Origin of the sequence: Rhodoplanes tepidamans (assembly GCF_030813915.1) — a bacterium.
In the GTDB taxonomy this organism is placed as follows: Bacteria; Pseudomonadota; Alphaproteobacteria; order Rhizobiales; family Xanthobacteraceae; genus Rhodoplanes; species Rhodoplanes tepidamans.
In genome coordinates, this window is sequence record NZ_JAUSUJ010000012.1 from 42,476 (window position 1) to 61,240 (window position 18,765).

General features: G+C 69.6%; 19 protein-coding genes. 4 read left to right on the plus strand and 15 right to left on the minus strand.

What is annotated here, in order from left to right:
• The first annotated feature begins 269 nt into the window (after positions 1-269).
• Entirely contained in the window at positions 270-1,835 is a 1,566-nt protein-coding gene (locus J2S22_RS15260; RefSeq protein ID WP_272775522.1) for a 2-isopropylmalate synthase, read from the plus strand.
• Positions 1,836-2,014: 179 nt separating this feature from the next.
• On the opposite strand, the gene J2S22_RS15265 is transcribed toward J2S22_RS15260, so the two are convergent.
• The 13 genes from J2S22_RS15265 to J2S22_RS15325 all read right to left on the minus strand — a co-directional run bounded on the left by J2S22_RS15265 (position 2,015) and on the right by J2S22_RS15325 (position 14,414).
• Entirely contained in the window at positions 2,015-2,629 is a 615-nt protein-coding gene (locus J2S22_RS15265) for a hypothetical protein (protein WP_272775523.1), read from the minus strand.
• 658 nt (positions 2,630-3,287) lie between these two features.
• Positions 3,288-3,782 carry a GNAT family N-acetyltransferase gene (locus J2S22_RS15270; protein WP_272775524.1) on the minus strand — a complete coding sequence of 165 codons (495 nt, stop codon included), beginning with the start codon at positions 3,780-3,782 and terminating at the stop codon, positions 3,288-3,290.
• 156 nt (positions 3,783-3,938) lie between these two features.
• Positions 3,939-4,208: a cell division topological specificity factor MinE gene (minE, locus tag J2S22_RS15275; RefSeq protein ID WP_272775525.1), complete on the minus strand. Its 270-nt coding sequence runs from the start codon at positions 4,206-4,208 to the stop codon at positions 3,939-3,941.
• Positions 4,205-5,020, minus strand: coding sequence for a septum site-determining protein MinD (gene minD / locus J2S22_RS15280; protein WP_272775526.1), 816 nt, complete (start codon positions 5,018-5,020; stop codon positions 4,205-4,207). Before minD ends, minE begins: the two co-directional genes overlap by 4 nt.
• Positions 5,021-5,041: 21 nt before the next feature.
• Complete coding sequence (gene minC / locus J2S22_RS15285; protein ID WP_272775527.1) at positions 5,042-5,779, minus strand: septum site-determining protein MinC; 738 nt, start codon at positions 5,777-5,779, stop codon at positions 5,042-5,044.
• 133 nt (positions 5,780-5,912) lie between these two features.
• On the minus strand, positions 5,913-7,280 hold the full coding sequence (gene flbD / locus J2S22_RS15290) for a sigma-54-dependent transcriptional regulator FlbD (RefSeq protein WP_272775528.1): 1,368 nt from the start codon (positions 7,278-7,280) through the stop codon (positions 5,913-5,915).
• Between the two features lie 80 nt (positions 7,281-7,360).
• Positions 7,361-7,711: a flagellar motor switch protein FliN gene (fliN, locus tag J2S22_RS15295; protein ID WP_272775529.1), complete on the minus strand. Its 351-nt coding sequence runs from the start codon at positions 7,709-7,711 to the stop codon at positions 7,361-7,363.
• A 13-nt stretch (positions 7,712-7,724) separates the two neighbouring features.
• On the minus strand, positions 7,725-8,354 hold the full coding sequence (locus tag J2S22_RS15300) for a FliH/SctL family protein (protein ID WP_272775530.1): 630 nt from the start codon (positions 8,352-8,354) through the stop codon (positions 7,725-7,727).
• A gap of 62 nt (positions 8,355-8,416) precedes the next feature.
• Positions 8,417-9,484, minus strand: a complete 1,068-nt coding sequence (gene fliG / locus J2S22_RS15305) for a flagellar motor switch protein FliG (protein ID WP_272775531.1) — start codon at positions 9,482-9,484, stop codon at positions 8,417-8,419.
• 15 nt (positions 9,485-9,499) lie between these two features.
• Positions 9,500-11,140 carry a flagellar basal-body MS-ring/collar protein FliF gene (fliF, locus tag J2S22_RS15310; protein ID WP_272775532.1) on the minus strand — a complete coding sequence of 547 codons (1,641 nt, stop codon included), beginning with the start codon at positions 11,138-11,140 and terminating at the stop codon, positions 9,500-9,502.
• Positions 11,141-11,626: 486 nt separating this feature from the next.
• Positions 11,627-11,902: a CtrA inhibitor SciP gene (gene sciP / locus J2S22_RS15315; protein WP_008383176.1), complete on the minus strand. Its 276-nt coding sequence runs from the start codon at positions 11,900-11,902 to the stop codon at positions 11,627-11,629.
• Between the two features lie 253 nt (positions 11,903-12,155).
• Positions 12,156-12,845: a flagellar hook assembly protein FlgD gene (locus J2S22_RS15320; RefSeq protein ID WP_272775533.1), complete on the minus strand. Its 690-nt coding sequence runs from the start codon at positions 12,843-12,845 to the stop codon at positions 12,156-12,158.
• 42 nt (positions 12,846-12,887) lie between these two features.
• A complete protein-coding gene (locus tag J2S22_RS15325; RefSeq protein ID WP_272840297.1) occupies positions 12,888-14,414 on the minus strand; it encodes a flagellar hook-length control protein FliK in 1,527 nt (508 codons plus the stop codon).
• A gap of 335 nt (positions 14,415-14,749) precedes the next feature.
• Here J2S22_RS15325 and mnmA point away from each other — a divergent pair, with 335 nt between their 5' ends.
• Together mnmA and J2S22_RS15335 are read left to right on the plus strand one after the other, a co-directional pair.
• Positions 14,750-15,970: a tRNA 2-thiouridine(34) synthase MnmA gene (mnmA, locus tag J2S22_RS15330; RefSeq protein WP_272775535.1), complete on the plus strand. Its 1,221-nt coding sequence runs from the start codon at positions 14,750-14,752 to the stop codon at positions 15,968-15,970.
• Between the two features lie 38 nt (positions 15,971-16,008).
• On the plus strand, positions 16,009-16,680 hold the full coding sequence (locus J2S22_RS15335) for a class I SAM-dependent methyltransferase (protein ID WP_272775536.1): 672 nt from the start codon (positions 16,009-16,011) through the stop codon (positions 16,678-16,680).
• 211 nt (positions 16,681-16,891) lie between these two features.
• Here J2S22_RS15335 and J2S22_RS15340 read toward each other — a convergent pair whose 3' ends face one another.
• Positions 16,892-17,845, minus strand: a complete 954-nt coding sequence (locus J2S22_RS15340; protein ID WP_272775537.1) for a DUF6282 family protein — start codon at positions 17,843-17,845, stop codon at positions 16,892-16,894.
• Positions 17,846-17,866: 21 nt separating this feature from the next.
• Positions 17,867-18,049 (minus strand): hypothetical protein, encoded by a 183-nt coding sequence (locus J2S22_RS15345; RefSeq protein WP_272775538.1) that lies wholly within the window; start codon positions 18,047-18,049, stop codon positions 17,867-17,869.
• A 300-nt stretch (positions 18,050-18,349) separates the two neighbouring features.
• Here J2S22_RS15345 and J2S22_RS15350 point away from each other — a divergent pair, with 300 nt between their 5' ends.
• Positions 18,350-18,754, plus strand: a complete 405-nt coding sequence (locus J2S22_RS15350; protein ID WP_272775539.1) for a DUF6496 domain-containing protein — start codon at positions 18,350-18,352, stop codon at positions 18,752-18,754.
• Positions 18,755-18,765 lie beyond the last annotated feature (11 nt).

An 18,765-nucleotide genomic window follows, 5' to 3' on the forward strand; every position in this document is an offset into this window, starting at 1 on the left:
TGCGTCTCCGGTCAACGCCGCGTTAACGATTGTCGGCCACCGTGACGGGCAACAGAGGATCGAGGGTGATGTCGCCGCGCCGCCAGCATCGCGCGCTTCGGGACAGGGTCGTTTCGGCCCCGTCCGCGGCTGCCCTGATTTCCGGCCTCCTTCTCCTTAGCTGCCCCTGAGGGCCGGCAGGGCGCGACGCGCCTGGGCGCTCAGGGGACCCGAGACGGAACCCGGACGCGCCCCGACGAGGCGCACGCTCTTCGAGAAGGATTGTTCCCATGACCGCCCCGACCCAGTCCGAGACGGACCGCGTCGTCATCTTCGACACCACCCTGCGCGACGGCGAGCAGTCGCCCGGCGCCACCATGACGCACGAGGAGAAGCTCGATGTCGCCGAGGTGCTCGACCAGATGGGCGTCGACGTCATCGAGGCGGGCTTCCCGATCGCCTCCGAGGGCGACTTCTTCGCCGTCAACGAAATCGCCAAGCGCACCAGGAATGCCGTCGTCTGCGGGCTGGCCCGCGCCGCCTTCAAGGACATCGACCGCTGCGCCGAGGCGATCAAGCCGGCGGCACGCAAGCGCATCCACACCTTCCTCTCCACCTCGCCCGTGCACATGAAGCACAAGCTCCAGAAGGAGCCGCACGAGGTCTACGAGATGGTGATCGCGCAGGTGACGCGCGCCCGCGACTACACGGACGACGTCGAGTGGTCGTCCGAGGACGGCACCCGCACCGAGATCGACTTCCTGTGCCGCTGCGTCGAGGCGGCCATCAAGGCCGGTGCCACCACCATCAACATTCCGGACACGGTCGGCTACACGACCCCGGAGGAGTACTACACGCTGTTCAAGACGGTGCGCGAGCGCGTGCCCAACTCCGATCAGGCGGTGTTCTCGGTGCATTGCCACGACGATCTCGGCATGGCGGTCGCCAACTCGCTCGCCGGCGTACGCGGCGGCGCGCGCCAGATCGAGTGCACCATCAACGGAATCGGCGAGCGCGCCGGCAACACCGCGCTGGAAGAGGTCGTGATGGCCATGAAGGTGCGCAACGAGGTGCTGCCCTGGTGGACCGGCATCGACGCCACCATGCTGACCCGCGCCTCCAAGCTGGTCTCGGCCGTGACGTCGTTTCCGGTGCAGTACAACAAGGCGATCGTCGGCCGGAACGCCTTCGCGCACGAGAGTGGCATCCATCAGGACGGCATGCTCAAGAACGCCCAGACCTACGAGATCATGACGCCGGAGAGTGTAGGCGTGAAGCAGACCTCGCTGGTGATGGGCAAGCATTCCGGCCGCCACGCCTTCGTGCGAAAGCTGGAGGATCTGGGCTACAAGCTCGCCGGCAACCAGCTCGAGGACGCCTTCGTGCGGTTCAAGGCGCTGGCCGACCGCAAGAAGCACGTCTACGACGAGGACATCGAGGCGCTGGTCGACGAGGAGATCGCCACCGCGCAGGACCGCATCAAGCTGCAGTCGCTGTCGGTGATCGCCGGCACCCACGGGCCGCAGCGCGCCACCATGAAGCTCGTCATCGACGGCCGCACCGTCATCGAGGAGTGCGAGGGCAACGGCCCGGTCGACGCGGTGTTCAACTGCATCAAGGCGCTGGTGCCGCACGAGGCGATGCTGGAGCTCTATCAGGTGCACGCCGTCACCGAAGGAACCGACGCGCAGGCCGAGGTGTCGGTCCGCCTCTCCGAGGCCGACAAGACCGTCACGGCCAAGGGCGCCGACCCCGACACCCTGGTCGCCTCGGCCAAGGCCTATCTCGGCGCGCTCAACAAGCTGATGATCAAGCGCCAGCGCACCAAGCCCGAGGCGATGGCCGCGACACCGTAGTCGGGCTGTGTGTCCCGGACGCGCTGCGCCGCGAAGCGGTACAGCGCGAGCCGGGACCCGGGGCCTGAAACGAGGCGGCGGTTCTCACCTCTCCCCGCGAGCGGGGAGAGGTCGCCGGCCGGGATCTGTCAGCTCTTGCTTCGTGCGCCCCGATGCTGCGTCGAGGCGGCGGGTGGCGTTCATATCGTCGTCGGGTCCAGTTTCGACGCGTAGATCGCCGCCTCCATGACGATGGTGAGTGCAACACCGGGAGCGAGAACAGGCTGCACTTGCCGAATTAAGGCATTGGCGGCATGCGCTGCGATGGCAGGCCAGAACCTGATGCTCGCCTCGCCGAGATGGGGCGATCCAGCCGGACCGCGGCCGCTGAAGCAGATCAGGGCCATTGGCCACACGGCCTTCAACAATTCTCTGACGGGAAAGAAAGGAAAGTGCTCTCGGGGCACCGACGGCATGCCTTCGAGGTCCCCGCCGATGGTTTCCGCGACGTGCGAGAACATTGCGTCGAGATTTGGCAGGTGACGCGGATCCAGACCCGCCGCGACAGCCGCACCGGCTGCCAGCGGCCATAGTTTCTCACCCGCCTCGGCGTCGGACATCGCGATGAGCATCTGGTTGAGGGATTCGCTGAAGAAGTATGTCCCGCCATCCTTCGTCACGACCCGATGGATCTGGCTCAGGCCAGCGCGATCGCCTGTTTCGGTGAGCCGGGCGATCATGGCGCGTTGCGCCGCGAATCCGGCGATCGCCCCGATTGCCGCGACACATGTTTCCGCATGGATGCGATCGTCCACCGCCAATTTGGCGGTGACATTGTGAATGAGGCTGCCCAGCGCGATGTTGCAGGCGGCATAGTCCGGCTGGCCGCTCCAAGGATATCGGCTTTCGAGATTGATCAGGCGTCCCCCGTCAGCGGGAGTGCCATCGGATCGCTGTTCCTTTGGCTGCGTGGCTTGGCCGTCTGCCGCTGCTGTGTTTTTTTTCCGAAGCTGCCTCGGACCTCAGAGGAGTCCGATTGCGGTGCCGGCGGTTCTCCGGGGCCTGTGCTTCTCTTCCCGAACGGATTGAAGATCATGGAAACCTCCCAGGCGGCCATGCGCGCAACCAGGCTAAGCGACAATTGCCAAAAGCGCCGGGCAGCGACCCGTCGGTCGTCACCGCCGGACTTGATCAGGCGGTCCATCGTCATGAAATCACAGTTTTTTACACGATGGTTTTGCGGGACGAGCCCGCGAATGACGAGTCGAAAGTTCGTGCCGTTTGTACTAGTGCCTTTCTGCCCCGAAAATCTTACTGGTCCGTCAAAGGCAGGCTGGCGACAAATTCGGCAACCGATGATGAAGCGTGATGGCGGCTTGGCGCAAAATGGCTTTGGCACAACGTCGACACGGCGGTGATGCGCACGCGTTCTGCAATGCCTTGTGTCCCGCGCGCCGGGGCGCGTCGCCCGCCCTACACGTCCCTGAACATCACCAGCGCGTCGACGAATCCTTTCGTCGGATGCTCGAACACGCCCGGCAGGCGGCCGACGATCGCAAAGCCCATGTGCTGCCAGAGCCGCACGGCGCGCTCGTTCGAGGCGATCACGAAGTTGAACTGCATGGCGCGAAAGCCGCGCGCCTTCGCGCGGGCGAGCGAGTGGGCGCACATTTCCTGGGCGACGCCACGGCCGGCCGCGTCCTGGGCGACCATGTAGCCGCAGTTCGCCACATGGGCGCCGCCGCCGGCGTTGTTGGCGCGCAGGTAGTACGTGCCGACCACCGCTGCGCGGCCGCCGTCCTCGTAGACGGCGACGAACACCTCGTGGGCCGGCGACAGCCAGTAGGCGAGGGCGTCCTCGCGGTCCATGTCGCGCGGAAGCGGGTAGGTCTCGCCGGCGCGGATCACCGGCTCGAGGATGGCCCAGAGCGCATCGGCATCGGCGGCGGCGGCGGGGCGGATGTGCATGGAGCGCTCGTTTCGATCGAGACGATCGCGTCGGTTCGCGGCGTCATGCCCGCGCTCGTCGCGGGCATCCATGGCGTCTCGGCACGGGCTGCGAGCAGAAACGTGGATGGCCGGGGCGAGCCCGGCCATGACGAGTTCGTGGTCGCGCGACGCGCCTCAGTACGTCACCGCCAGCGGCGGGGCGACCATGTTGGGGATCTCGATCTCGATCTCCAGGGTCGAGATCGTCGCACCGCGGTCCATCTTCACCTGCACGCTGTCGGGATCGATGAACACGTGCCGCGAGATGACGGAGAGGATCTCGTCCTGCAGTACCGCGACGAGGTTCGAGCGGCCGAGGGTGGAGCGCTCGTGTGCGAGCAGGATCTGCAGCCGCTCGCGCGCCACCGGCGCGGAGTGGCGTCGCTTGAACCAGTTCCAGATCATGCGGCTCTCCGTCCGAACAGCTTCGTGAACAGTCCACGCTTCTCGGCCGGAATGACGATGTCGAGGTCTTCTCCTTCGAGGCGGCGGGCCGCCTCGGTATAGGCGAGGGCCGGAGCGCTCGCGGGGTTGCTCAGCACCACCGGGGTGCCGAGGTTCGAGGCGCGGAGCACCTCCTGGCTCTCGGGAATGATGCCGAGCAGCGGCAGCGACAGGATCTCGACGATGTCGGCGATGCCGAGCATCTCGCCCCTGGAGGCGCGGGCCGGATCGAAGCGCGTCACCAGCACGTGCTTGGCGATGCGTTCGCCGCGCTCCGCCCGCACCGTCTTGGCGTCGAGGAGCCCGATGATGCGGTCGGAGTCGCGCACCGACGACACCTCCGGATTGGTGACGATGACGGCCTGGTCGGCGTGCCGCATGGCCAGCTGGGCGCCGCGCTCGATGCCGGCCGGGCTGTCGCACAGCACCCAGTCGAAGCGCTGGCGCAGCTCGTCGATCACGCGGGCGACCCCCTCGTCGGTGAGGGCGTCCTTGTCGCGGGTCTGCGAGGCGGGCAGCAGCCACAGGGTCTCGATCCGCTTGTCGCGGATCAGCGCCTGCTGCAGCTTGGCGGCACCCTGCACGACGTTGATGAGATCGAAGACGACGCGCCGTTCGGCCCCGAGCACGAGATCGAGATTGCGCAGGCCGACGTCGAAATCGACCACCGCCACGGTCTGCCCGGCCTGGGCCAGCGCCGCCCCAAGAGCGGCGGTGGTGGTGGTCTTGCCCACGCCGCCCTTTCCCGATGTCACCACGACCACGTTGGCCATTGTCGGTCCCCTCTCCCTGCCTCAGTCGAGTGCAGCAATCAGCATGGTCTCGCCCTCGAGCCAGGCCTGGATCGGCCGGCTGCGGAGCGAAGCTTCGAGATCGTCCACGGTTCGGTAGTAGCCGCTGATCGCGAGCAGCTCGGCCTCGATCCGTCGGCAGAAGATGCGGGCGCGGCGGTCGCCGCCGGCGCCCGCCATGGCACGGCCGCGCAGCGTGCCGTAGATGTGGATCGACCCGCCGGCGACCACCTCGGCGCCTGACGAGACGGCGCCGAGCACGATGACGTCGCCGTGCGGATGATAGATCGTCTGCCCCGATCGGACCGGGACGTCGATGGTGAGCGAGGCGGCGGACGGCGGCGCTGCCGCCGGCACGAGGCGGGTCACCTCGGCGCTGCGCGGCGGCTCCGGCTCCGCCGGGCCGGCGTCGGCCGACGCGGTCGGGCGGCCGGAGGTCAGCACTGGCGGCAGCTCCGGACCGTAGTCGGCGTCGCCCCCCTCCAGCCCCATGATGCGGATGCCGCGCTCCTCCAGTGCCTTGATCAGCGACAGGATCTCGGCCGTCGGGAGGGTCAGCCCGGCGAGGTCGAGCACGGCCGGTCGGCCGGAGAAGAAGCCCGGCGAGCGCGCGATGGCGCCGTCGATGTCGGCGAGCCAGTCGGCGATCGGCAGCTCGGGGGCGAGCGCGAACGCCATGTAGGATCGGCCCCGGAACCGCACCGGGCGCGGACGCGATTTCGGCTGCACGGCGGTCCTCATGGCATCCGGCTCCCGGATCGCACGAACGGTTCGGGGGCGACGGACGACCGACGAATCGCCGCGACAGACAGGCGAATCCGAAACCGTGGCGACAATGAGTCTGCGGGGGCGGGGGACCGCACGGCGAGCCTCCTCATCCGGCCATGCGCACGTCGCCGCCGTGCGGCGCCGGCACCGGCACGCCCTCGCCGGCGTACTCGTTGAGCTTGTTGCGCAGCGTGCGGATCGAGATGCCGAGGATGTTGGCGGCGTGGGTGCGGTTGCCGAGACAGTGCTTCAGCGTCTCCAGGATCAGGTCCCGCTCGACGTCGGCGACGGTGCGGCCGACCAGCGCCCGGGTGACCGCCTCGGCCGCCAGCGCGGCGTGCTCGACCGCCGCGGGCCGCGCCTGGTCGAGGCGCTCGCCGTCCGGCGTGAGGATCGCGTCCGGGCCGATCTCGTCGCCGGTCGCGAGCAGCACGGCGCGATGCATCGTGTTCTCGAGCTCGCGCACATTGCCGGGCCAGCGGTTGACGGTGAGCTGATGCTTCGCGTCGGCCGACAGCGGCCGCACCGGGACGCCGTTCGCCTGCGCGTATTTGCGAACGAAGTGCTGGGCGAGCTCGAGAATGTCGCCCGGCCGCTCGCGCAGCGGCGGGATCTTCAGGTTGACCACGTTGAGGCGGAACAGCAGGTCCTCGCGGAACTTGCCCTCGCGCACCGCCTCGGCGAGGTTGCGGTTCGACGTGGCGAGGATGCGGATGTCGACCGGCACGGGCCGCGAGCCGCCGACTCGGTCGATCACCCGCTCCTGCAGGGCGCGCAGGAGCTTGGCCTGCAGCCGCACGTCCATCTCGGAGATCTCGTCGAGCAGCAGGGTGCCGCCGGTGGCCTCCTCGAACTTGCCGACGCGCCGGGCGACGGCACCCGTAAAGGCGCCCTTCTCGTGACCGAACAGCTCGGATTCGAGCAACTGGTCCGGGATGGCGGCGCAGTTGACCGAGATGAACGGCCCGCGCGCGCGGTTGGAGCGGCCGTGGACGTAGCGGGCCAGCACCTCCTTGCCGGTGCCGGACTCGCCGGTGATCAGCACCGAGGCGTCGGAGGGAGCGATCTGCTGGGCGAGCCTGACGACATTGGCGGTCGCCTGGTCGCGGTAGACGAGCTCGCGCGAATCGTCGGCGACGGCGGCCAGCACGGCCGCGATCATCTCCGGATCCGGCGGCAGCGGGATGTACTCCTTGGCCCCCGCATGGATGGCGGCGACGGCGGCGCGCGCGTCGTTGGTGGTGCCGCAGGCGACGATCGGCACGTGGATGTGCTCGGTCTCCAGCCGCAGCACCAGGTCGCGGATGTCGAGCGCCACGTCGACCATCATGAGGTCGGCGCCGCGGCCCGAGCGCAGCACCGCCATGGCCTGGTCGGCGTTCTCGGCGTGGGTGACGCTCGCGCCCTTGTCCATGGCGATCTTGGTCGCCACGGTGAGCTGGCCTTTGAGGGTGCCGACGATCAGGAGGCGCATGGCTTACTCCGTCGCTGCGGACCGCGCGGCCCCGCGGGCCGGACGCGTCGCGATACTCGGATGGGGGCGGAGCCGCGGCATCAGGAGCGGTCCGCCTTGATGATCTCGGTCATGGTCACGCCGAGCTTCTCCTCGACGAGCACCACCTCGCCGCGTGCGACCAGGCGGTTGTTGACGTAGATGTCGATCGCCTCGCCGACCCGGCGGTCGAGCTCCAGCACGGCGCCGGGCCCGAGCTTGAGGAGCTCGCCGACCTCCATGCGGGCGCGTCCGAGCACGGCCGAGACCTGCACGGGCACGTCGAACACCGCCTCGAGATCCGAGGCCGCGTGCGTCGAGGCCTCCGGCTCCAGCGTGTCCACGCCCTGCTCGACGACGCTGTGGTCGGTGTCGAGATTGGGGAAGGGAACCTTCGATCCGTCGTCAGCCATACACCCCTCCCGTTCATCCGTTCCTGTCGCGGCGTGCGTCGATGTAGCGCGTCACCGCATCGTCGATCGCCGCCTCGATCTCGGCGCGATCGCGCACCAGCCCGCCGTCGGCCCATTCGATCCGGCAGTCGCCCGGCGCGATCTCGGCGTCGCCCAGCACCACCAGCCGCCCCTCGAAGCCGCGCATCCGCGCCATCTCGGTCAGGCGCTCGTGGGCGAGGTCGTAGAGATCCTCATGGACGCGCACGACCACGTGGGGTGCGCTGACCAGCTCGCCGAGGCAGGCCGACATCAGCGCGCCGATCTCCTCGAACGGCTCCTCGGCGATCAGCGCCGGCGCCAGCTTGCGGGCGATCGCGGCGGCGACCTCGACGGCGTCGGTCTCGATCCGGGTGCTGATCGCGGGGAGCTGGGTCGCGACGATGCCCATGGCGGCGGCGATGCGGTCGAACGCGGCCGCGGTCTGCCGCTCGGCCTGGGTGCGGGCCTGCACCTCGGCGGCGGTGACACCCTTCTGGTAGCCCCGTTTCTCGGCCGCCGCGATCGCCGCCTCGTGGTCGGCCGGCGAGATCACGGGATCCGCCTTCGTCTTGACCGGAGCCGCGAAGTCGAGGTCGAAGAGGAATTTGGCGGGCGCGCTCACGGGACCGCCCTCCGGACGGTGCACGGCGGGAGCGAATGCAGGTCAAGGTCCATCGCAGTACCTCAGTACACCAGCTCTTCGTCGGCACGGTTCTTGGTGATCATGATCTCGCCCTTGCCGGCCAGATCCTTGGCGAGGTTGACGAGCAGCGCCTGGGCCTCGTCGACCTCGCGCAGCCGCACCGGGCCGAGCGCGCCCATGTCGTCCTGCAGCATCTTGGCGGCGCGCGACGACATGTTCTGCATGAAGAAGTTGCGCACCGGCTCCGAGGCGCCCTTGAGGGCGATCGCCAGCTTGTCCTTGTCGATGTGGCGCATCAGCGTCTGGGCCGAGGCGTTGTCGAGCTTGATGAGGTCGTCGAACGTGAACATCAGGCTCTTGATGCGCTCGGCGCTCTCGCGGTTCGTCTCCTCGAGCGCCGTCATGAACCGGGTCTCGGTCTGCCGGTCGAAATTGTTGAACACCTCGGCGATCAGCTCGTGGGCGTCGCGGCGGCGGGTCTGCGACAGGCTCGACATGAACTCGGTTCGCAGCGTCTGCTCGACCCGCTCGATGACCTCCTTCTGCACCGACTCCATCCGCAGCATGCGGTTGACGACGTCCATGCCGACGTCCTCGGGCAGGATGGCGAGCACCTTGGCGGCCTGCTCGGGCTTGAGCTTGGACAGCACGACCGCGACGGTCTGCGGGTACTCGTTCTCGAGATACTTGGCGAGCATCTCCTCCTGGACGTTGGAGAGCTTCTCCCACATGTTGCGGCCGGCGGGGCCGCGGATCTCGTCCATGATGCCGCTGACGCGTTCCGGCGGCAGGTACTGCTGGAGGAGCCGTTCGGTGGCGTCGTAGGTGCCCATCAGGGCGCCGGAGGCCGACAGCCGCGAGACGAACTCCAGCATCAGCTCCTCGACCGCCTCGGCCGGAACCGTGCCGAGGCTCGACATGGTGATCGACAGCGTGCGCAGCTCGTCGTCGTCGAGGAGCTGCCAGATCTTGGCGCCGTACTGGTCGCCGAGCGCGAGCAGCAGCACGGCCGCCCGTTCCGGGCCGCTGAGCTTGTGGCTGGAGCCCCCCTTCGGCTGCCGGGCCGCCAGGGTCGCCACCACGTTCTCGAGGTCGTTCTTGGGCTTCATCCCGGGCATCCGCGGTCAGTTCGTCTCGTGCAGCCACTGGCGCAGGATCTGGACGGTCTCCTGCGGATTGCGTTCGGCGAGCTCGCCGACCTTCTGGATCGACTGGGCGTGCACGCTGCCCTGCACCTGCGCGAACTCGATCATCTTGGAGGTCTGGCTGGAGACGGCCTTCGCCTCCTCCTCGCTCTGCGGGATGCCGTCCGGGATGCCGGCCGGCACGCCGGCGAGCGCCGGGGTCGGCATCGGCGCGCCGGTCAGCGCCGCGATGCTCTCCGGGGTGATGATGCGGCGGACCAGCGGGCGGATCACGAAGATGAGGACGACGAGACCGAGCAGGAGCATCACGCCGAGCTCGATCGCCCGCATGACGTCTTCCTTGGTGAACTGCAGCATGCCCATCAGGCCGGTCGGCTCGGGCAGGTTGATGCTCTGCGTCTCGGCGAAGCGGAGGTTGACGACCTCCACCTGGTCGCCGCGCCGCTGGTCGAAGCCGATGGCGGAGCGCACCAGCATGGCGATGCGGTCGAGCTCGTCCTTGCTGCGCTCCTGGTAGACCAGCTCGCCCTTGTCGTTGCGGCCGTAGATGCCGTCGACCAGCACGGCGACCGACACCCGGTTCACCCGGCCGCCCTCGATCACCTTGGTCTCGGTGATCCGGGTGATCTCGTAGTTGTTGATTTCCTCGGTCTTCTTGCTCTGGTCGCGGGGGCTGGCCGCCTGCTGCCCCTGCTGGGCGTTGGGCAGCTCGGTGGAGACGCTGACCTGACCCTGCTGCTCGGTGGTCGAGGACTGCTCCTCCCGGGTCTGGCTGGAGCGCAGCACCCGGCCTTCCGGATCGAAGCGGTCCTGGGTCTGGGTCACCCGGTTGAAGTCGAACTCGGCGGTGAGCTGCACGCGGGCGCGACCGGGGCCGACCACCGATGAGATGATCGACTCGACCTGGTCGCGCAGGTGGCGTTCGTAGGCGAGCTTGCGCTCGTCGCCCGACGCCCCGGTGCCGTAGGGATCGTTGGCGGCGCCGTCGGCGAGCAGGCGGCCGGTCTCGTCGACGACCGACACCCGTTCCGGCTTGAGGCCGTTGACGGCCGAGGCGACCAGGTGGCGGATGGCGCGGACCTGCTGGGACTCGAGCTGGCCCCGCACCTTGAGGGCGATCGAGGCGGACGGCTCGAGCTTGTCGCGCGAGAACAGCGGCCGCTCCGGGATGACGAGGTGCACGCGGGCGCCCTGGACCCGGTCGATCGATCGGATGGTGCGGGCGAGCTCGCCTTCCAGGGCGCGCAGATGATTGATGTTCTGGACGAAGCTCGTGGTGCCGAGCGAGTCGGACTTGTCGAAGATCTCGTAGCCGATGCCGCCGCCCTTGGGCAGGCCGCCCTCGGCGAGCTTCATCCGCAGCCGTCCGACCTTCTCCTTCGGGACCAGGATGATGGCGCCCTCGTTCTTGAGCTCGTAGACGATACTCTGGCGCTCGAGATCCTTGATGATCGCCGCCGAGTCCTCGAGCGTGAGGTCGGTGAACAGCGGCACCATCTGGGGTGCCGTCACCCGCAGGATCACGAAGGCGAAGAACCCGATCAGGGCGGCCGTGACGGCCCCCATCGCGGCGATGCGCGCGGGTCCGAGAGTTTTGACGAATGTGACCAGACCTTGCACGGGCCGACCCTGCGAGAAGGAGACTTCCAACCTGTTATGCCGGCGGACGAAACCCCCGACCCGGCAAGTTTTGCCGGGTTCATGGTTTCGAATTGGTTAACGCGGTGGTTAACCATCGCCCGGACAGCCGAAATCACGCGGGTGTTGCCGCGCGGACTCGGCTCGTGTCCCCGCTGTGTGCAATCGGCGATGGAGGTGGTCGGGAGTCTGCGGCCGCAGCGGGCATCGTGGCGGGCCGCCCCGCGTCCGGCGGTGCCGGTTCGCAGCGCGGCCTCGGGCGGCGAGGCTTGGCTAAAAAGAAAACGGCCGCCGGAGACGGCGGCCTTTTGCCGGCCCGCGATGGTGACACATCCGGGCGGCGGTCGGGCGGGACAGGGGGGCTGGGGGCTCCGTCCGACCGGAGTCGACGCGTCGCCCCGGCTCCGGCTCCGCACCGGCCGCGGCCACCGCGGAGTGCGGACGGAGGGCGAGACGATCGCCCGTTTTTTATTGGCGGTACTGCTGCAGGCGCGTCGTGCGCAGGCCGGCGAGGCCGTGGCGATCGATGGAATACTGCCAGGCCAGGAACTCTTCGACCGTCAGGGTGTAGCGGCTGCAGGCCTCTTCGAGGGAGAGGAGGCCGCCGCGAACCGCGGCGACGACCTCGGCCTTGCGGCGGATCACCCAACGCTTCGTGCCCGGTGCGGGGAGGTCGGCGATAGTCAAGGGACTACCGTCCGGCCCGATGACGTACTTCACCCTCGGGCGGTGGGGTTCGGTCATGGACGAACTCACGCTACAGGAACTGAAAAACACCCTGTCAGCATAGGGGCGCCCGCTTAAAAATTGGCTAAGCGTCCGTAAAAAAAGGGAAAAGATCGATTACGACAGAACCCCGCCAAAGCGGCTCTCGGTGCACTGCGGCGGAAGCGGCAAATCGTTCTGCGTCAATATGATATGGCACAACCGCGCAGGGGGGCGGCCCCGCCTTGGCGGCGGCCCTGCGAAGGGTGGAGGAGGGAAATGGCGGTCGCGGTCAGGACGTGGGGCGGACGATCCGCTTGACCTTGTCGACCGTGAACTCCTCGCTGCCGATCATCAGCAACGGCGGGGTGCTGGAGACGTCGACGGAGTCGACGACGCCCTGGACCTCGGTCGACACCGCAACCGGGTTGCCCAGCGCGTCCTTGGCCGTCACGGTCATCTTGTACTGGCCGGGCGGCCACTGGGTGCCGTCCTTGCCCTTGCCGTCCCAGGTGAACTGCTGAACTCCCGCCTGCAATGTGTAGTTGCTCGAGTAGACAGTCTGGCCGGCCGGGTTGGTGATCGTGATGGTGCCGGACGACGGCTTGGCGACGTTGAAGCCCCAGGTCGCCGTGCCGGCGTTGGGAAGCGTCGCTGAGGAGCCGTCGACCACCACGGTGGCGCCGACGAAGCCCAGCGCCTGGGTGTTCTGGGCGGTCTTCTGCAGCGACACCAGCGCCTCGAGCTGCTGGTTCGACTTCAGGAGCTGCTCGACCTGCGAGAACTGGACGAGCTGCTGGGTGAACTGGTTGGTGTCCAGCGGGTCGAGCGGGTTCTGGTTCTGCAGCTGGGTGGTCAGCATCAGCAGGAACGACTGGAAATTGTTGGCCAGCGTCGTGCTGTCGGTCGAGGTCATGGTGGCGGCCGTGTTGACGGCCGCCGTCGCGTTGAACTGGGTTCCGGTCACGCCCGCGGTCGCCATGACTGCCTGCCTTCTGGTTCGGTTCCGTCCGCCTGCGCCCGTCTAGACGCGGATATCGACGCCCGTGTTGCGCCCGAGCAGCCGGCCATAGGTGGCCCTCAGCTCGACGACACCGGGCTCGGGACCGGTTTCGTAGTCGCCTCGTCCGGCCGTTCGACCGCCCGGGCTGTCGTCGGACTGGTGTTGACCGCCGCCCTGATCGCGCAGCGAGAACTGCATCGCCCCCTGGTCGGCTTTCAGGCCGGCGTCCTGGAGGGCGCGCTCGAGCTGACCGGCGTCGCGGCGCAGGAGGTCGAGCGTCTCGGCGCGGTCGGCCGTGATGCGGGGCACCACCGTCCCGTTGGCGTCGACGTCGAGCTGGACATGGATGCGGCCGAGGTCGGGCGGGTCGAGCCGGATGTCGAAGGTGTGCTTGCCGGACTTGGCCTGCGCCGTGATCTCGACCGGCACTCCGGCGAGCGGCACCGGGGCCGAGGCTTCGCCCCGGCCGGTCGTGACCTGGGTCGCCCCGGCCTGGGCCGTGCCCGTGATGGTCAGCCCCTCGGCGCGCAGCATGCTCTGGACGTGGGCGGCGGTCGCGGCGCCGGCCTGCTGGGTCGTGGCGGCCGGCTGGGCACCCGGCGTCTCGGTGCGGGTCTCGTGGCTCTTCGGGCGGGTCTCGGACTGCGCCTCGGCGCCACCGGCCTTCTCGGCCGCGGCGTGCTTCGTCTCGGGCTTCGCCGTGTCGGTGGTTTCCGGCATCTCGACTGCCGCCGCCGGGTCCTCGGCCGCGGCGCCGTCGGTCGAGGCTGCACTCTTGGCGTGTGCTGCGCCGGGCTGCGACGCCGCGGTCGTGGCGGTCGCGTCCGTGCTCTCGTCCGTTCCCGCCGCAGCGGCCTCGCCGTCGGCCACCGGGACCGCCGGCTTGCCGCCGGCCTCGGTCGCCGCCTCGACCGGCACGTCGACCGGCAGAGTGGCGGCGGCGCCGGCTGGCTTGCCGCCGGCCGCCGCCGCCACGACAGCCTCCACGGCGTCGGTGGCAGCTGCTTCGGCGGCCGTGCCGTCGAGCGTCCCGGTGGGAACCACGGTTGCGACCGGCTGCGGCGCTGCCGCCTGCAGGGCAGCCGCAGCGGCCGCGGCCGGATCCACGATGGTCGCGTCGTCGTCGGCGGTCTCGCCTTCGGCGGAGCCCTGATCGCCGGTGCCGATCCCGGTCCCGGAGCTGGGCGGTCGGCGCGGGCCGGCAGCCGGGCGGCTGCCCGGCTCGGTGCCCTCCGCCGTCGCGGCGTCCTCGGCCGGGTCGTCGCTGGTTCCGGCCGTGTCGCCGCGGTCGCTGCGATCGCGCGGGGCATTCTGCCGGTTGGCCCGATCGGCGGCGGCGCTCTGGCCGGTGTCGCTGCGCGGCGTTCCGGTCGGATCGGCAGCGCGCTGCCGGGTTTGGGCGTCCTGGCTGACGGCGTTCGCCGCCGCGTCCTGGGCGTCGTCGATCAGGCTGGCGAAATCCGACGCGCCGGACGATGTCGCCCGCGCGGCCGTGCGGGTCGCCTGGGCGGCGGCAAATGCGCTCGGTTCGATGCTGATGGTGGGCACGCGATCGACCCTCTGGTTCCGTTCGGCCCCAGGTCTGCAAGCCGCGGGCCACCGGAACTTGAAAAATAACTAATTCGAATCAATGTCTTGGGCTGACTAGTGCCGCCGGACGACGGCCCCGACCCGGCATCCCTTGCTGCCCGCCGGCAAGTTCTGCCGCACCCGCCGCGGTGCGCCACCTTGGAATGGTTCGGCTGGCGGGCCGCCCGTGGCCTCCCTATAGTAAAGAGGAAGCAAGAGCCGCGACGGCAGGCTGGTGCGCGCCGGTCGCCCGGCGGTCGAGGTGAGCCGCCCCGGCGGCCGATGGTCAGGAGCGCGGTACGCCCGCGGCGACGATGCGGAACAGTCTCGATCTCGATACGCGGCCGGCCGACACCCGCGTGGTCGTCGCCATGTCGGGCGGGGTCGACTCCTCCGTCACGGCCGCGATTCTGAAGCAGGAGGGCTACGACGTCGTCGGCGTGACGCTGCAGCTCTACGACCACGGCGCCGCGACCCACCGGCTCGGCGCCTGCTGCGCCGGCCAGGACATCCACGACGCCCGCCGGGTCGCCGAGCAGATCGGCATCCCGCACTACGTGCTCGACTACGAGAGCCGCTTCAAGGAGGCGGTGATCGACCGGTTCGCCGAGAGCTACGTGCACGGGGAGACTCCGGTGCCCTGCGTCGACTGCAATCAGTCGATCAAGTTCCGCGATCTCCTGGTGACGGCCCGCGAGCTCGGCGCCCGTGTGCTGGCGACCGGCCACTACGTCGCTTCGCGCTCGACCCCGGACGGCGGCCGTGCCCTCTACCGGGCCCGCGAGGAGGAGCGCGACCAGAGCTACTTCCTGTTCGCGACGACGCGCGAGCAGCTCGGCATCCTGCGCTTTCCGCTCGGCGAGCGGACCAAGGCGGAGACCCGCGAGCTCGCCCGCCAGCTCGGCCTGAGGGTCGCCGACAAGCACGACAGCCAGGACATCTGCTTCGTGCCGACCGGCCGCTACACCGAGGTGATCGAGCGGCTGATGCCGGGCGCCGCCGAGCCCGGCGACATCGTCGATCTCGCGGGCCGGGTGCTCGGCCATCATCAGGGCATCATCCGCTTCACGGTCGGCCAGCGGCGCGGCCTCGGCATCGCGGCCGGCGAGCCGCTCTACGTGGTCCGGCTCGACGCGGCGACGCGCCGCGTCATCGTCGGCCCGCGTGACGCCCTGAAGACCATGCGGATGCGGCTGCGCGACGTGAACTGGATCGGCGACGGCTCGCTTGAGGACGCGCTCGGCGCGGCGGGCGGGCGGCTCGAGGTGTTCGTCAAGGTGCGATCGACCCGGCGGCCGCAGCCGGCCTGGGTCTACCGCGTCGGCGAGGAGATCGAGGTGGAACTGGTCGACGGCGAGGAGGGGGTCGCCCCCGGACAGGCCTGCGTGCTCTACGACGCGCTCGCCGGCCAGGCCCGCGTCCTCGGCGGCGGCTTCATCCGGAACGCGGCGTCGGCGGCGGACCCGGTCGCGACGCCGGCGGCCGGCACGCAGGCGGTGCAGCGCGGGGCGGCAGTGGCCGGCGCGCGGCGCTGAGTTTTTTCCGATCAAAGGCGTTTTCGGGGGCGGACCCTATGGCAGACGATCTCGACCGCGACAAGGTCGCGAAAGCCTATGCGCGCTGGGCGCCGGTCTACGACCTGGTGTTCGGGCAGGTGTTCGAGCGCGGCCGCAAGGCGGCGATCGCGGCCGTTGAGGCGACCGGCGGCGGCCGCATCCTCGAGGTCGGCGTCGGCACCGGCATCTCGCTGCCCGACTACCGCCGCACCAACCGGCTGTTCGGCGTCGATATTTCCGAACCGATGCTGCGCAAGGCTCAGGAGCGCGTCGCCGCGCAGCGGCTCGACAATGTCGAGGTGCTGTCGGTGATGGACGCCACCAAACTGGCGTTTCCGGATGGCTGGTTCGACGTGGTGGTCGCCCAGTACGTGATCACGGCGGTGCCGGACCCGGAAGGCACGCTCGACGAGTTTGCCCGCGTGGTGAAGCCGGGCGGCGAGATCATCCTCGTCAATCACATCGGCGCCGAGAGCGGCGCGCGAAAGCTGTTCGAGGCGGCCTTCGCGCCGATCGCCCGAAAGCTCGGCTGGCGCCCGGAGTTCCCGTGGGAGCGGCTGCGCAACTGGGTCGAGCACGCCCCCGGCATACGTTTCATCGACCGCCGCCCGATGCCGCCGCTCGGCCACTTCTCCCTCATCCGCTTCGGCCGGATGGCGGAAGCGCCCACCGCGCAGGCGGCGGAGTAGGGCGGGCCGGGCAGCCGATCGAGCGTTGCACGGAGGAACGGCTCGGCTGCGGTCGCGCCGCCCGTAAAGTCCAATAGGTTGCTCCGGCGCGGCCGAGTTGCCGATGCCCTCGCCGGGGTGGTCGACCGGCATCGCAGCGATGCCGATCGTCGATGACGGTCCCAGCCGCCGCGGGCGTCGGAGCAAACGACCGCGACGGCGTCGTCTTCGCTCACGCGGCGCTGCGGGTCGCGGCGTCGGGCAGGTCGGCCTCCAGCCGGAAGGCGCGCGCGGCGTTGGTCGACACCATCTTGCGGATGTCGGCGTCGGCATAGCCGAGGTCCATGCACAGCCGGATGCCGCGCCGGAAGCCCTCCAGCGGCGAGTACACGCCAGTCTGGCCGAGGTCGGAGCACAGGATGGTGCGGTCGACGCCGGCCGCGTCGATCTGCGCCTTCAGGTCCTCGGCCGTGCGGGTCTTGAACTTCGAGCCCTCAAGGAACATGCACAGCGAGTGCTCGACATAGGCGCCGAGCGCGACCAGCCCGCGCACGTCGTCGAGCGTCGCCTCGACGATGTCCTCCGGATGGGTCAGCACCATGGTCGCGACGCCGCGCCGCTTGGCCTCCTCGAACACCTTCCAGGTCTCGCTCACGTGCAGGTGGCCGCTCACCAGCACGAGGCCGGTCCGGGCGACGATGTCGAGGATCTCCTTGGTGTCGTCGCGCACCGCGCCGTCGGCGTCGAGCACCGGGACACCGACCGCCGGGCGCACTTTCTGGGTCGTCGCCGGGTGCACCCACGACGACTTCTTCTCCCAGCGCAGATGATGCTCGGCCGCCAGCGTCGGCATGAACACCACCTTGCCACCCATCGCGGCGGTGTGTTCGACGGCCCACGGATTGAGCCCGCCGACCACGTTGTTGAGGGCGATGCCGGAGTAGATGCGGGTCTTCAGCTCGGGAAAGTTGGCCGTGATCAGCGCCGCCGTGGCGACGCCCGCATAGTCGTGGTCCTTGGTGATCACGGCGGCGAAGCCGGCCTCGGACGTCTCGCGCACGAGGGCGAGGTGGTCGAGGCCGCGCGGCGCGATCGAGGGTCCGGAGTGCACGTGCGGGTCGATGGCACCGACGAGGAGGCGCGCGATCCGCGCCTCGATCGACGGGGTGGTGTCGGTGGTCGTCATGGTCTTCCCTCTCGATCGTCTTCAGTCGTTGATTCCGGTCCCGCCAGCCGGCCCTGCGAGCAGCGCGCCGAGGCGGTCGCGCCAGGCCGACAGCATCTCGGCGCGGGCGGCGGCGTCGACGCGGGGCGCCGCATATGCGACGAAGGCCGGGTGGACCGTGGTGCCCAGATAGGCGAGCGTCAGCCGCTCGACCGGCCACAGCACCTTCTCGATCGGCCCGTAGGCGTCACCCTCGCACCGTCAGGCCCGCCTGCTGTCGGAATCGCTGAACGGCATGGCCTATGCCAGGGCGGCGCCCCAGTCCGAAGAGGAGCCGGTCCGCCGGCGTGGCCGTCCGCGCGGGTCCGGTCAGGGCTGATCCGGGTCTGCGCCGCCACCGGGCCCGGCCGTCCGGTGCACCGAACCCGCTCGCCTTGATGGGGCGTCGCGCTGCACGGCCACCACGCCATCCGCGGAACTCCGTCGCACCCCGTCGGTTACCGGGACAGACTCGGAGGATCGTCCATGGCCAGGAGCTCGGCGACGAAGCGGTCGGCGAAAAAGCAGTCGAAGCCGCAGAAGGACACGATGGAGCGCGTCATGCACGAGTTCAAGCATGGCGAGCTGACGACGCGCGGCGGCCGCAAGGTGAAGAGCCCCAAGCAGGCGATCGCCATCGGGCTGTCCGAGGCCGGTGCGTCGAACCGCCAGAGCCGGGCCGAGAACCGGCGCAAGCTGAAGCGCACCAAGCGCAAGGAGCGTCAGGGGCAGACCGGCCGCGCCGCCGCGGAAGGCCGGCGCAACGACCCGACCGGCAGCAAGAGCCGCGATACCCGCGCGGCGCTCTACGCCGAGGCGAAGCGGCGTGACATTCCGGGGCGCTCGCGCATGACTCGCGACCAGCTCGCCCGGGCGCTACGCCGGCGCTGAAGCGCCGTTTC